The following is a 13,195-nucleotide window of genomic DNA, read 5'->3' on the forward strand; positions in this document are numbered from 1 at the left end:
AAAGCCTAACTTCCCTGTGGAAGTGCGAAGATGGACAACCTAACCTTAATCCAACCGTTAAGTTCTGTCAACTCTCCCTCAGCAAATCCTGGCTCAGCGGAGGGTGAGGGAGAAGAGGGCTTCTAGAGCCTGGGCGAGGGTTGGCTCCATGACCACCCGGTCTTCGTAGGCGGCGATGACCCGGGTAAGCTGAGGCAGGCGGCTCTGTTCCGCCTCCAGGTAGAGAGGCTGGACATAGAGAAGGGAGGTCTCGATGGGGATAACCAGAAGGGTACCTAGGTTGACCCGCGACCCGTGCTCGTTCCAGAGGGCAATTTGCTCGGAAATGGCGGGATCCTGGTTCACCCGCGCCTCCACCTGCTCCGGGCCGTAGATGAGACGCTGCTTGGAAAACTCGTACACCAGCAACTTGCCGTAGTTTTCCCCATCGCAGCGGGCGGCCATCCAAGCCACCATGTTTTGCTTGTTGAGGGGGGTGAAGGGAGAGAGCAAGACAAACTCAGGTTCGTTGGGGGATCCCTTTTGCCGCTCCTCCGGCAAGGTGAGGATGAGGTACTGGGGCTGCATGGGGAGGCGCCGCCCCTTGCGGAATTGGTTGGGGATCTGCCACTGGTCTTCCCGGTTGTAGAAAAGGCGGGGATCCGTCATGTGGTAGGTGGCAAATTGCTGGGCCTGCAGTCGGAAGAGATCCTGGGGGTAGCGGAGGTGCTGCCGCAGCGGCTCCGGCATGGCCTCCAGGGGCTTGAACAGCGTGGGGTAGATGCGGGCGTAGGCTTGGATGAGAGGATCCTGAGGGTCAGCTATGTACCAGTTGATGCTGCCGTTGTAGGCATCCAGCACCGCCTTGACGGAGTTGCGGATGTAGTTGAAGGGAAAGTCAGGCAGGTACTCGGAGTAGGGGTAGTGGCTGCTGGTGGTGTAGGCGTCGAAAAACCAGTAGAGCTTACCGCCTTGAATCACCAGGTAGGGATCCTGGTCGTAGAGCAAAAAGGGCATCACCTGGCGCACCCGCTCGCGGATTTGGCGGCGGTAGAGAAAGCGGGTGTTGGGGGAAAGCTCACGGCTGAGGAGAATGCGCAGATCCCGGAAGTGCCAGGCATAGAGAAAGCGCTGCCAAAGGTGAGGAATGGGGACACCCCCTGTGCCGCGGTAGCTGCTGTAGACGTAGTGGTCGGCAGCAGGGTAGTCCAGCTCCCTTGCCTCTGCGCCGACAAACACCTCAGTGGTGGTTAGCTCGCCGTAGTAGAGGGCCGGCTGATCCACCCGCAGTACCTCCGCTACCTCCGGGTAGCGCGGGGAAATCCGCGGTGGGATATCTGCCAGAAAAAAGTCTGGCAGCCCCTCCGGAGTAACCACGTTAACTGGGCTGAGGGTGAGGCCATAGCCGTGGGTGTAGAAAAAGCGCCGGTTAACCCAAGTTTGGGCCGCTGGCGGTACCTGGGCAAAGTCCAGCTCGCGTGCTGCATGCATGACTTGGCGCAGCTCTCCCCCTATGCGGTAGCGATCCACATCCACATAGGGAAACTGGTAGTAGGGGCGGATCTCCTGGAGCTGGCGGTAGGTGGCCAACAAGGGCTCCGCATCCCAAAGGCGCACGTTGCTCAGGGTAGATTGATTTTGCTGCAGGATCTCCCAGGTAAGGGATCCCTCCTCCGGGAAGGGCTTGACCTCCACCTGGGTTAAGCCAAAGCCGGCGCGGGTAAAACGGATGTTGTGCTCGAGGTAGGGGCGTTCCAGCTCCAGCTCGTTGGGGGTAACCAAGAAGGTCTGCACCAAGTGGGGGTAAAGCCGGGTAGTTAGTAACCCAAACCCCAGGTAGGCTCCCCACAGCAGAGCTGGCGCCAGTAGGGAGCTGGCCCAGGGGGGGCACCAGGATTTGAACAAGGGAAGGTTGAGGCGGATCCCTTGGCGGGCCAAGGCCCAGAAGCCAAGGGCAGTTAGAAAAGCTACCCCACTCATCAAAGTGGTAGCTGGCAAAGTGGCGTGCACATCGGTAAAACCGGCTCCAAAAACCACGCCGCGGGTGGAGTAGAGTAACTTGTAGCGCTCCAGCCAGTGGCCCCAGGCCCGAAGCAAAAACAGAGCTCCCCCCAGGATGAGCAAGTGCCGCTGGGCAAACAGGGAAAGGGCCAGCGTCAGCCGCTGTTCCGAGAGTCCCAGCTCCACAAAGTAGATGAGAGCAACGGCAACCAAGGTCAATAGCACCAGGTTGAAGCACCACTGCTGGAGCTTTTCCCAAAAGGGCAAGCTGAAAAGAAAAAAGCCCAGATCGCGGTTAAAGATTGGATCCGACTCTCCCACAGGCACTTGGTGCAGCCAAAGCAGCAGCGTAAACCAGTGCTGGGAAAGAAACCAGGCCAAGCAGCCGCTCAGGCCCAACGCAATGGCCCAGGCCCAGGCTGGGTTTGTTCCCCGCCAGCAGGCGCGGATGTTGACTCCTACCACTGCCAGGGCAAAGACAAAGGCGCCTAGGCCCAGTCCCCAGCGGGCAAATACCCGTGTCCAGAGCACTGGCAGGGCGTTTAGTTCGGCAAACCAGGCCAGATCGACGTAGAAAGAGGCCAAGGCTGTAATGGCCAGGATCCCTAGCCCCCCCCAGAGCAGCAGGAGCACGCCTCGCCGCAGCCATTGCATGGCTTCATGGCAGCTTGTTCAAACTTGCCCTCGATCCTAGCTGCTGCACCGCCTCCAACAAGCCCGCTGGACCACCGTCCACCCGCACCACCGGGATCCCAGCCTGGGCTTGTAGGTCTTGCCAGGTGAGGTCATCTAGGAAGCGCTCCCCATCCTTGAGGGTAATCTGGGGCAGAAGCAGGCCGTCGTAACTTGCCAGGTTCTCAACCGATTTCAAAGCGTTGAGGATGTCCTGCCCTGTCAGCAGCCCGGTTACCGTCAGGGTTTGTCCCCAGAATTGGCTGGCAAGGGGCAAAAGATGTAACTGCAACCTGCGGATGCGGTTCATCCGCTCCACCACAGGCTGGAAGGCTCGCTCCACTGCGTTGCCCACCACCCAAAGCAATTTGAGAGGAGCAGGGATCTCCAGCGGCAGTTTGAGCTGCTCGAATTGGCTGAGAAAAAGCCGCAGGGATCCCACCCCGTTGCCCAGTTGGGGGTAATCTTCGTAGTGCTTTTCCGGCGGCAATTCCCGACCCGCCAGCAGATACCACTCATCAGCTAGCCAGGCAAAGGTGGATCCCAACTCTTGCCGAAACTGCGCCTGTAGCGCTTCCACCTGATCGATCACCTCCGCCGCCTTGGCAGCATCCACCGGGATCAGCTCATCATTGGGGGGGCGAAAGCGGGTCAGCCCCACTGGCACCACTGCCGCCGAGAGGACGGTTGGGATCCCTTCTTCTGGCCGACGAAAAGCGGCTAGATCCAAGAGCGTGTGGGTGAGGTGCTCCCCATCGTTCCAGCCTGGGCAGACCACCACCTGGGCATGCAGTTGCAGGCGGTGTTGGCGAAACCAGGCCAACTGCTCCAGGATGAGGCCGGCGCGGGGGTTTTTGAGCAGGCGGCTGCGCAGCTCTGGGTCGGTGGCATGCACAGAGACATAGAGAGGAGAAAGGCGCAGGCGGGCGATGCGATCCCACTCGGCAGCGGTCAAGTTGGTGAGGGTGAGGTAGCTGCCGTAGAGAAAGCTGAGGCGGTAGTCGTCGTCTTTGAGATGCAAGGTTGCCCGCATCTCAGGGGGCTGTTGGTCGATAAAGCAAAAGGGGCAGGCGTTGTTGCATTGGATGAGGCCATCGAACAAAGCCGTCTCAAACTCCAGCCCCAGATCCTCGTCAATGTCTTTTTCCAGCTCAACCGTGCGCCGGATCCCTTGGCTGTCCAGGATCTCCAGGCAGAGATATTCCTCAGCAATGAGGAAGCGATAGTCAATGAGGTCGCGGGGCCGCTCGCCATTGATGCTCACCAGCGCCTCCCCCGGTTGAATGCCTGCCTTTGCCGCCAGGGATCCGGGCAGGACGGCGCTGATACGGGCGGGCTTGACGCTAGCGCGGGACATAGCGCGCCCAAGAGGCGGGACTGCGTTGCCAAGAGAACTCAAACCTACTCTAAACAGCGGCGAATCGCTGCTTCCAGCTCCGACTGGCTGAGGTCGGTAACCACAAAGACCTCCTGCACGCTGCTGCCTTTGCGGGCAACTAACTTGTACCCACCTCGAATGGGCACAGAAACCCGCAACTGCAACTGCGGGATCCGCCCGCGAGCGCAAAATAAGGCACCTGGCGTTACAGTTTTAATGCCGGGTTGTCGGGTTAAGCGCTCCAGAACAGGGATCAAGCCAGAGATGTGAGTGGAATGGTTCCAAACTAAGCGACCAGAAGGCTCAGACATAGTGGCAGACTAACGGTAAGGAGAGGCTAGACTTCCATGATAGGCTCTCGCCTTTGCGACTGAGAACAAAGAGACTGGCCTCCCTCAAGCTTTAGCAAACTTTTAAGTACAAGTACTTTCAGAAGGTTTTCTTGGTGCTAGTCTGATGGCCCCAAGGACAAGGAGCTGCTGATTTATGGTTGCTGAGCAAGTCATCCTAGACATTCCCGAAGCCATCCTGAAAGGCCTGCAAGATGGCACCTATGAGCGCATAGGCGGTGTTGTGAGAGAAGTGGCTTCTAAGCGGGTGGTAGCCTGGCTGAGAGAAACTGGAGGCCTGACACTTGCAGATAGCATTGGTAAATGAATTCCCGGGTTGGACATTGTCAACGGGATTATTGCCAACATTCATTTGGGACAAATTAACCTAAAATTAATCGCTATCGGGAATACACTGAATACCATCTTAGGCTTGACTCAATTCAACACCGCTCTTGGTCTAGTTAACTTGGGTTTGTCTGCCATAGGCTTTGCAGTCGTCATCTCCAAGCTTAATCAAATTGGTTCACGGATCCAAAATCTTCAGGCCTCCATCTCTGAAATCAAGAACAAAATAGACAGATTGATCTTTGCTAAAACTAAGTCTGCGATTGAAGTTGCAGAGATAGCTCTAAAGATGTCTTCTTCGTCCAGCAGGAGGCGGCTGGTGAGCGAGGTCATTCAACCCTTACTTGAGGCTGAGCACTATTATCAAGCTGCTTGGGATTCTGACTGGAATGAAGGTAACTGTATTTTGTCCCGTGAGTACATCTTAATCCTATCTTTAGTCTATGTTACAGAGACTAAGTGTTACTTAGAGCTTGAAGAGCACGAGATGGCTCTTAAGCGCTTGGCTGAGGCCGAGGAGATTCTGAAACCTCGTATTAGAAAGTACGTCAAGCTTCTTTTTGAAGATCCTTCAGGATATCTTCACAGTGCCTGTCAAGGAGTTAGACTGTCAAGCATTTTGGAAATTCTTAAGTATGTAACGGCTGAGTCAAATGTAGATAAGCTGTTTGATGAACATATACGCACGGCTATTTTCAACACATGTAGCATCGAATCCTGGACTGATAGCATACCGCTAAGACCTAGGAATGCTATCCTTGCCCTCGTTGCCCCATCTTTGGGTAGAATGGACGTTATGGGATCGCATGCCGTGGAACACTGGCGCTCGGAGAGAAGTCATCCTCGGTTTGATGTCTCGAGCTAATCAAGTTATAGCGGCTGCCCAGTCCATGATTGAATTGCACAGAAGATTGGAAGGCTACAGACACGAAATCAATGAAATGGTTCGGCTTGGCCTTAGCTTCCGGGAATGGCAAGATCTGGTTTTGCCGCCAAAAAGCTCGTCTGAGGATCAGGACTCCAAGATTTTGCTCCTCCTGCCGGCCTAGGATCAATGCCAGGGGGATTCTATTGCTGCTTTAACCCCGTCCTAAGTATCAGCCACACTGGAGAAAGCTGCCGTCCCAACAGCTCTCTGAGTATGGCTGGCTCTTCTTCCCAGGCCGTAGCTGTCTGTCCCCAACCGCTTGCTGACAGAAAGGGATCTAGTCCCTCTCCTCCCGGCGCAGCCGCTGCAGGGCAGAAAGAGGCTTCTCCTCTTCCGACTGCTTTTCTGGGGTTGCTACCGGCAGAGGAGCTGTTTTGTTTTTCTCGGGTTCGGGCGAAAGTTTGCCTGCTTCCGAATCGACGGCTAGAGGAGAAGGGAGGTCGTTGGTCTGTTGGCCAGGCAGAGGGATCGACTCCAAGGGGGCCAGCAGGGATTGAATGTGGCTGTAGGTTTCGGGGTTGCTGCGGGCAGCATGGGCCAAGAGGGTAAGCTGCTCCTTGGCCGCCACCAGGTTCCCTAACTTAAGATCCACCAGCGCCAACTGGTAGCGGGCCTTAAAGCTAGTGGGATCCACCTCCACTGAGCGTTGAAAGGCGGCTCGCGCCTCTGCCAGCTTGCCTTGGCGGGCGTAGATCAAGCCGAGGTTAAAGGGCACGTCAGGATCCCGCTCCCTGGGAAGCACTTGGGCTTTGTCTTCTAGTTCAAGGGCGGCCCGGTAGGCGTTGATGGCTAGGGTGTAAAAGCCCATCTGCAGGTAACGAGCTGCATCTTCCTTGAGTTGGGCCACTGTTGGCTCGCCGGTGAGCAAATTCATAGGCGGCTGCGCATAGGCAGGCAGGCCCACCGCCAAACCCAGCAGGCATACTACTGAACTCAGGCTCCAGGGTGCAGCCTGTCCACCGGTTTGTTGCCTATTCATCACCATGATCGGTTTCCTCCAGCCACCTCAACACCACTTGTTCCACCCCTCACGGCCGGGAAAGGAAGCGAACTGGATCCCAGGCCCACCGAGGCAACGGCCTCACTCCAGAGACTATCCGCAATTGGACTGGGAAGCACGACTTTCCACTCGATCCAGCGAAAAAGGCCAGATTGAGATACCAGTGCGAAGGGCTGGCTGGGGCCTCCTGGTGGGCAAGGGCTGCCTTTAGGGTGGCTAGATCCCCGAAATAGCTAAAAATCTCGCTGTACTCACGCTGTTGCGCCCGTTCTGGTTCTTCACCAAGGGATCCCCGTGGCCGCTGCCAACTCCGGAGCTGTTCAGTCCCCAAATCGGAACCTCTTGGGCAAGCAGCAACGGAACTCAAGTGCCAAAAGCGCGATCCCCAGCATCCCCTAGCCCGGGCAGGATAAACCCCCGGTCGTTTAGCCGCTCGTCGATCATGGCGCAGAAAACTTGCACCATTGGGTAATGGGATCCCAGTCGCTGCAGCCCTGGCGGCGCGGCCAAGACGCTGACAATCCTCACCAAGCTGGGATCCGCTCCCCGTTTTTTCAGCTCATCCAAAACCCACAGCAAGGTACCCCCCGTGGCCAACATTGGCTCAGGGATGAGAATGCGCATCTGATCTGGAATCCGCTCCGGCAGGCGATTGAGGTAACAACTCACCTGCAGCGTCTCCTCGTCCCGCACCAAGCCCACATGAAAAATCCGTGCTTGGGGCAAGAGGGCCTGACAGCCTTCCAGCATGGCCAGGCCAGCCCGCAAAATGGGCACGATGGCTAGCGGCGTGTTGGGGGCGATAACTTCTGCTGCCGCAGCTTCCAGAGGAGTTTGCACCTGCACCGCTTGGGTCGGGATCCACTCCCGCATCGCCTCGTAGGTCAGCCAGCGGCCTAACTCCACCAAAGCCGTGCGAAAAAGAGGCATGGGGGTCTCCCTATCGCGGGCCACGGCTAGCCAGTGCTTGATGAGCGGGTGAGGAGGGACGTAAACCCGTAGTTGCTGACTTGCCACCGGAGGATGCCTCAACCTGGGCGGTAGCATAGCGGCTTGCAGGGGTAGGAGGCAAGCCTTCTTCTTAGCCTTCCCCGCCGTTCCCCAGCTGCCAGCTTTTCCTCTGGCTTCCTCGCCGCGTTTAGTTACAATAGCGCCAGCGCCTCCTCCAGTCTTCTGTTCGCGCCAGTGGGACGGGATGATCTCCCTCAACTTGCGGCCCAGCCTGGAGTTGACGGATGAAGTTTTTGAACAGCTCTGCCGGCAAAATCCTGAGCTGCGCTTGGAGCGCACTGCCCAAGGGGAGCTAGTGGCCATGGCCCCCGTCGGCAGTGAAAGCAGTCGCCAAAACTTGAGCCTCAGCGCCCAACTCTGGCAATGGAACCACCAAACTCAGCTTGGCGTAGCCTTCGATGCTTCTGCCGGCTTTGCCCTGCCCAACGGGGCCATTCGCTCTCCCGATGCCGCCTGGGTTGCCAGGGAGCGCTGGCAGCAGTTGACTCCAGAGCAGCGGCGCCGCTTTGCACCCCTTTGTCCAGACTTTGTCCTGGAACTGCGCTCCCCGAGTGATGACCTGGCCACTTTGCAGGCCAAGCTGCAGGAGTACCTCGAAAACGGCTCCCAACTGGGCTGGCTGATTGACCCGGAAAGCCAAAGGGTCTACGTCTACCGTCCAGGCCAGCCTGTCCAGGTTCTAGAGCGGCCCACCTCCGTAGAAGGGGATCCCGTCCTCCCCGGCTTCGTTGCCGATCTCAACCTCGTCTGGGAATAGTTCCTAACCGCTTATGATTGCCCTTAACCTGCGACCCAGCCTGGAGTTGACGGATGAAGTTTTTGAACAGCTCTGTCGGCAAAATCCAGAGCTGCGCTTGGAGCGCACTGCCCAAGGGGAGCTAGTGGCCATGGCCCCCGTCGGCAGTGAGAGCGGACTTCGCAGTGCCGACCTGCTGGGCCAGCTCTGGCAGTGGAACCGACGCACAAACTTGGGACTTGTATTCGACTCCTCCACGGGTTTTGCCCTGCCCAACGGGGCCATTCGCTCTCCCGATGCCGCCTGGGTTGCCAGGGAGCGCTGGCAGCAGTTGACTCCAGAGCAGCGGCGCCGCTTTGCACCCCTTTGTCCAGACTTTGTCCTGGAACTGCGCTCCCCGAGTGATGACCTGGCCACTTTGCAGGCCAAGCTGCAGGAGTACCTCGAAAACGGCTCCCAACTGGGCTGGCTGATTGACCCGGAAAGCCAAAGGGTCTACGTCTACCGTCCAGGCCAGCCTGTCCAGGTTCTAGAGCGGCCCACCTCCGTAGAAGGGGATCCCGTCCTCCCCGGCTTCGTTGCCGATCTCACCTTAATCTGGGAATGACTGGCCTGCCCATGGCCGTCGGCAACCCCGAGCGTGCTGGCACCTATCGGGCGGGAAATGCAAGAACTGGATGAGCCCGAGAAAGCCCAGCGCCTTGCTGGCCCAGCAACTAGGCAAACTGGCCCACCACCTGTAGGGCAAAACTCAGCAAGAGGAAGGCCAACCAGGGGGAGAAGTCCAAGCCGCCGATGGGGGGAATAATGCCGCGGAAGAGGTTGAGATAGGGATCCGTAAGCTGGCTAAGCACCGACAGGAGAGGGTTAGACCAGTTCAGTTGCGGGAACCAGCTTAGCAAAATCCGCACGATCAGCAGGGCGTTGTAGATGACGATGAACTGGTAAAGGGAGCGAAACAGTAAAGAGACCGCACCGCTGTAGACCGACCCCAGAGGGAGATCGTCTAGGCCAGCAAGAGAGGACAACACGTGGCTAAGCATATGACTGGAAAAGGGAGAAAGGACTCATCCACAGCTTATCGGCAGAGCAGTCGGCTTAGGGTAGCGCCGGCAGAACCTCTGCCGCCTCTAGTTTGGCATGGGCAGGGATCCTTTGCTCAAGACTTTTCCTCCACAGCTCGGGAGGAGGTTTCCTTGATGAGCAATTGGGCCCGCGTGGCCTGAATGGCCTCGTTGAGCTCGGCAATTTTGGCTTCGAGGGTGCGGCGAACCTGGGCAATCCGTTCTGCCTCCTGCTCCCACTCCCTCCAGCTCCTCAAGCTGGACTCCGTTGCTTTCCCCAGCCCTCGAGAGCGGGGGCATTCAGGGCTAGTGGCGGTGCCGTCGAGGCGCTCGGGATCCCGGCCTTGACCTTCAGCGGATTCCCTACCTAGCTTGGGGGCGAGCACAAGCCCAAGGATCCCGCCGAGGATCCCTCCCACCACAGCCCCCGCTACCACACTAGCAATGAAATCACTCTGCCGATCTGCCACGCTTGCGTCCCAGTCAATTGAGTCTCCCTTCTTTCGTTCTAGCTCTCTTGCCCCGCCCCTGCCAGCAAACGAGGCCAGAGCTGGGGGAGTCGCCATTGGCTCAAATTTTCCAGGTAATCTTGCATCTGCTCCCTCAACCCGGCCAAGATGGCCTCCAGTCTGTTGGTCAAGGGCAAGGAGGCCAGAGCGGCTTGCCAAAGGTGAGCTAGTGACAAGTCAGGGCTGACTACCCGCCACAGCCGCTGTAACTCCTCGAAGTGCAGGCGATCATCTTCTGTAAGCGAGAGGATTAGCTGGCGGCGTAGCTCCCGTGCTTCCTCCGACATGAGATAGCGCAAGCCCATGCGGGCAGCAGGGATCCAATCCAGCCCACCATCGCTGCGGGCAACTTGAAGCAAGTTCTCCAGGCGGTTCCAGCGGAACTTGCCATCCTTAATCAGCACTTGCAACAGCCGCTGGCGAATACGAGGGGATTCATCGGTCAGCAGGCGCTTGGCCACGTAGGGATAGGCCACGCCGACGATGCGAAACTGCGGATAGAGACTGAGGGCCACCCCCTCCTGGGTAACCAAAGAGCGGATCACCAAGGCAAAGTGGGAGGGCACCTGGAAGGGGTAGCGGTACATCAAATCGGAGAACTGGTCGGTGGCGGTTTTGAAGTTGAAGTTAGCCACCTCCTGCCTCAGCACATCCGCCAACACCGTTTCTAGAGCAGGGAGCAGCTCTTGCCGATCTACATCCGGCTGTAAAAAGCCCAGGTGAATGAAATCGTCAATCAGGGCGTTGTAGTCGCGATCCACCAGGTGGACCAGCGCATCCACCAGGTACTCCTTCATCTGGTCGGTGAGCTGGTCCATCATGCCGAAGTCGATGTAGGCCAGGCGGCCATCCGGCAGGGCAAACAGGTTGCCCGGGTGGGGATCGGCGTGGAAAAAGCCGTATTCCAGCAACTGCTTTAGGCCGGCTACCACACCGATGCGCACCAATCGTTTCACCTCCAAGTTGGCGGCCCGAATGCGCTCCACATCGGTGAGCTTGATGCCGTCAATCCACTCCAGGGTCAACACGCGGCGGGTGCTGTAGGCCCAGAAGATGCGCGGCACATACACATCGGGATCGTCGCGAAAGTATTCGGCAAAGCGCTCGCAGTTCCGTCCTTCCTGGAGGTAGTCAATCTCCTCAAAGAGCTTGCGGCCAAACTCGTCTACCACCGCTGTCAAGGTGTTGCCCAGGTTGAGGGGCAACCAAGGGCCCAGCCAGGTGGAGGCCCAGCGGATGAGGTAGAGATCCAGGCTCAGCCGCTCCCGCAGGTGAGGCCGCTGCACCTTGACCGCCACCCATTCGCCGCTGTGCAACTGCGCCTTGTAAACCTGGCCCAGGCTGGCCGCAGCCACCGGCTCGGGCGAGATCTGGGCGTAAATCTCGGTAATTGGACGGCCCAGCTCCGCCTCAATGCAGGCAAACGCCTCCTCTGAAGGAAAGCTGGGCAGTTGATCCTGCAGCTTGGTCAGCTCCTCCAAGTAGTCTTTGCGCACCAAGTCGGGCCGGGTGGAGAGGGCCTGCCCTACCTTGATGAACGTCGGCCCCAGGTCGGTGAGCAGTTTGCGCAGCTGCGCCGCACGCTGGGGCACCTTGCGATTGCCCTGCCCCCAAAGCTGATCCCAGCGCAGGCAGAGAACAAACCACAAGAGAGGGCCAAGGATGGCCAGTGCCCGCGCCACCACTTGGGGCAGACGCCAGCGGTAGTAACGGGCAATAACCTGCGGATCGTAAACTTCTAGGTCAGCAACAGAGACAATCTGGTTAGGCACGCTCCAGGGATCTCACCGTCGTCTTAAACGAGCAATACCTATCGTAATGGCAAAAGTTACCTGATTTTTCTTCACTTTCTTTAACAGCACCTCCTTTAGCTTCGGCCCGCTGCAGCCACGACCTTGCTTAGATGACGGTGTTGTCCGGGATCACCGAGTCCTTGATGATGGTGACAATGCCGTTGCTAATCCAGATTCCTTCCTCTTCCCGCTGGGCTTCGGTGACGTGATCTTTGTTGATGATGCGGACGTTACGGCCAATGCGGGCGTTCTTGTCCACAATGGCGTTGGCAATGTGGGAGTTGGGCCCGATGCCCACCGGCGGGATCCCGGCCTCCAGCTTGGCCTGCCGCTCTTCTGCCGACTCGTAGTAGTCGGCCCCCATGACCAGGGTGTTTTCGATAACGGCATTGGCCTCTATGCGGCTGCGAATGCCGATGATGGAGTTGCGAATTTGGGCGTTTTTGATGATGCAGCCGTCGGCAATCATGGAGTTGACAATGTGGGAGTCGAGGATCTTGTTGGGAGGCAAAAAGCGCGGGCGGGTGTAGATGGGCATGTCCCTGTCGAAGAAGCTGAAGGGCGGGTTGGGCTGCTGCACCAAGGCCAGGTTGGCCCGGTAGAAGGCCTCGATGGTGCCGATGTCCTCCCAGTAGCCCTTGAAGGGGTAGGCCTGCAGGTGGTACTTGCCGATGGCTGCCGGCAGCACTTCTTTGCCGAAGTCGGTGTGCTCCTTCACCTGCAGCATCTCGATCAAAGCTTCCCGCTTGAACACATAAATGCCCATAGAAGCGATGTAAGGCTTGGCTTTCGCCTCTTCTGGGCTGAGGCCGAGGACTTGGGTATCGACTCGGCAGGCTTCTAGCAGCTCCCCTTGCGGCTTTTCCTTGAAATCGATCACGCGCCCCTCGGCGTCAATCTTGAGCAAGCCAAAGCTGGAGGCCACTTTTTCTTCACAGGGGAGCACCGCCAGCGTCGCATCCGCTCCAGTTTGCCGGTGATGGTGAATAAAGGGGCGGTAGTCCATGCGGTAGAGGTGATCCCCGGAGAGGATGAGGAAGTCACGCGGCTTCCAGGAGTCCATCAGCCAGAGATATTGGCGAACGGCGTCAGCCGTGCCCTGGAACCAGTCGGGGTTATCAGGGGTTTGCTGGGCCGCTAGGATATCTACAAAGCCGCCGGTGAAGGGAGACATGCGGTAGGTATTGATGATGTGGCGGTTTAGCGAGGCGGAGTTGAACTGCGTGAGGACGTAGATCTTATCGATATCGGAATTGATACAGTTGCTAACCGGAACGTCGATAAGGCGATACTTGCCTGCTAGAGGTACAGCCGGCTTGGCGCGGCGCTTGGTTAGAGGATAGAGGCGGGTGCCCCGCCCACCGCCTAGGATAATTGCCAGTACATCGCGCATGGTGGTTCTCCACCAGGTTACACCCAATAGCATAGACCGCGGTGAGGGGAAGCG

The 13,195-nt window shown here is 58.1% G+C and carries 13 protein-coding genes; 4 read left to right on the forward strand and 9 right to left on the reverse strand.

What is annotated here, in order from left to right; translation table 11 throughout:
• Positions 1–93 precede the first annotated feature (93 nt).
• Genes NW812_RS07690 through NW812_RS07700 form a run of 3 tightly spaced genes read right to left on the reverse strand, consistent with a single transcriptional unit; the run spans position 94 to position 4,341 of the window.
• A complete protein-coding gene (locus NW812_RS07690; RefSeq protein WP_414395579.1) occupies positions 94–2,634 on the reverse strand; it encodes a UPF0182 family protein in 2,541 nt (846 codons plus the stop codon).
• A gap of 4 nt (positions 2,635–2,638) precedes the next feature.
• Positions 2,639–4,009 (reverse strand): TIGR03279 family radical SAM protein, encoded by a 1,371-nt coding sequence (locus NW812_RS07695; protein WP_414395581.1) that lies wholly within the window; start codon positions 4,007–4,009, stop codon positions 2,639–2,641.
• 44 nt (positions 4,010–4,053) lie between these two features.
• On the reverse strand, positions 4,054–4,341 hold the full coding sequence (locus NW812_RS07700) for a DUF2103 domain-containing protein (RefSeq protein WP_414395583.1): 288 nt from the start codon (positions 4,339–4,341) through the stop codon (positions 4,054–4,056).
• Between the two features lie 175 nt (positions 4,342–4,516).
• On the opposite strand from NW812_RS07700, the gene NW812_RS07705 reads away from it, so the two are divergent.
• Entirely contained in the window at positions 4,517–4,687 is a 171-nt protein-coding gene (locus NW812_RS07705) for a hypothetical protein (protein WP_414395585.1), read from the forward strand.
• 9 nt (positions 4,688–4,696) lie between these two features.
• A complete protein-coding gene (locus tag NW812_RS07710) occupies positions 4,697–5,572 on the forward strand; it encodes a hypothetical protein (RefSeq protein WP_414395586.1) in 876 nt (291 codons plus the stop codon).
• Positions 5,573–5,912: 340 nt separating this feature from the next.
• On the opposite strand, the gene NW812_RS07715 is transcribed toward NW812_RS07710, so the two are convergent.
• On the reverse strand, positions 5,913–6,614 hold the full coding sequence (locus NW812_RS07715) for a tetratricopeptide repeat protein (RefSeq protein WP_414395587.1): 702 nt from the start codon (positions 6,612–6,614) through the stop codon (positions 5,913–5,915).
• Between the two features lie 384 nt (positions 6,615–6,998).
• A complete protein-coding gene (upp, locus tag NW812_RS07720) occupies positions 6,999–7,682 on the reverse strand; it encodes a uracil phosphoribosyltransferase (protein WP_414395589.1) in 684 nt (227 codons plus the stop codon).
• Between the two features lie 148 nt (positions 7,683–7,830).
• On the opposite strand from upp, the gene NW812_RS07725 reads away from it, so the two are divergent.
• Both NW812_RS07725 and NW812_RS07730 read left to right on the forward strand, forming a co-directional pair.
• Positions 7,831–8,403 carry a Uma2 family endonuclease gene (locus tag NW812_RS07725; protein ID WP_414395591.1) on the forward strand — a complete coding sequence of 191 codons (573 nt, stop codon included), beginning with the start codon at positions 7,831–7,833 and terminating at the stop codon, positions 8,401–8,403.
• Between the two features lie 13 nt (positions 8,404–8,416).
• On the forward strand, positions 8,417–8,989 hold the full coding sequence (locus NW812_RS07730) for a Uma2 family endonuclease (protein ID WP_414395593.1): 573 nt from the start codon (positions 8,417–8,419) through the stop codon (positions 8,987–8,989).
• A 109-nt stretch (positions 8,990–9,098) separates the two neighbouring features.
• Here NW812_RS07730 and NW812_RS07735 read toward each other — a convergent pair whose 3' ends face one another.
• The 4 genes from NW812_RS07735 to NW812_RS07750 form a co-directional block, all read right to left on the reverse strand.
• On the reverse strand, positions 9,099–9,425 hold the full coding sequence (locus NW812_RS07735) for a YggT family protein (RefSeq protein ID WP_414395595.1): 327 nt from the start codon (positions 9,423–9,425) through the stop codon (positions 9,099–9,101).
• A gap of 116 nt (positions 9,426–9,541) precedes the next feature.
• A complete protein-coding gene (locus NW812_RS07740) occupies positions 9,542–9,916 on the reverse strand; it encodes a hypothetical protein (RefSeq protein ID WP_414395597.1) in 375 nt (124 codons plus the stop codon).
• A 38-nt stretch (positions 9,917–9,954) separates the two neighbouring features.
• Positions 9,955–11,727, reverse strand: a complete 1,773-nt coding sequence (locus NW812_RS07745; protein WP_414395599.1) for an ABC1 kinase family protein — start codon at positions 11,725–11,727, stop codon at positions 9,955–9,957.
• A gap of 127 nt (positions 11,728–11,854) precedes the next feature.
• Positions 11,855–13,141 carry a glucose-1-phosphate adenylyltransferase gene (locus tag NW812_RS07750; RefSeq protein WP_414395601.1) on the reverse strand — a complete coding sequence of 429 codons (1,287 nt, stop codon included), beginning with the start codon at positions 13,139–13,141 and terminating at the stop codon, positions 11,855–11,857.
• Positions 13,142–13,195 lie beyond the last annotated feature (54 nt).

The organism is Synechococcus sp. O70.2 (assembly GCF_047462135.1).
In the GTDB taxonomy this organism is placed as follows: domain Bacteria; phylum Cyanobacteriota; class Cyanobacteriia; order Thermostichales; family Thermostichaceae; genus Thermostichus.

Bases quoted from the DNA above. Each gene is read 5' to 3' on its own strand.
- NW812_RS07690 (WP_414395579.1), bottom strand. From the start codon at position 2,634: ATGCAATGGCTGCGGCGAGGCGTGCTCCTGCTGCTCTGGGGGGGGCTA.
- NW812_RS07695 (WP_414395581.1), bottom strand. From the start codon at position 4,009: ATGTCCCGCGCTAGCGTCAAGCCCGCCCGTATCAGCGCCGTCCTGCCC.
- NW812_RS07700 (WP_414395583.1), bottom strand. From the start codon at position 4,341: ATGTCTGAGCCTTCTGGTCGCTTAGTTTGGAACCATTCCACTCACATC.
- NW812_RS07705 (WP_414395585.1), top strand. From the start codon at position 4,517: ATGGTTGCTGAGCAAGTCATCCTAGACATTCCCGAAGCCATCCTGAAA.
- NW812_RS07715 (WP_414395587.1), bottom strand. From the start codon at position 6,614: ATGAATAGGCAACAAACCGGTGGACAGGCTGCACCCTGGAGCCTGAGT.
- upp (WP_414395589.1), bottom strand. From the start codon at position 7,682: ATGCTACCGCCCAGGTTGAGGCATCCTCCGGTGGCAAGTCAGCAACTA.
- NW812_RS07725 (WP_414395591.1), top strand. From the start codon at position 7,831: ATGATCTCCCTCAACTTGCGGCCCAGCCTGGAGTTGACGGATGAAGTT.
- NW812_RS07730 (WP_414395593.1), top strand. From the start codon at position 8,417: ATGATTGCCCTTAACCTGCGACCCAGCCTGGAGTTGACGGATGAAGTT.
- NW812_RS07735 (WP_414395595.1), bottom strand. From the start codon at position 9,425: ATGCTTAGCCACGTGTTGTCCTCTCTTGCTGGCCTAGACGATCTCCCT.
- NW812_RS07750 (WP_414395601.1), bottom strand. From the start codon at position 13,141: ATGCGCGATGTACTGGCAATTATCCTAGGCGGTGGGCGGGGCACCCGC.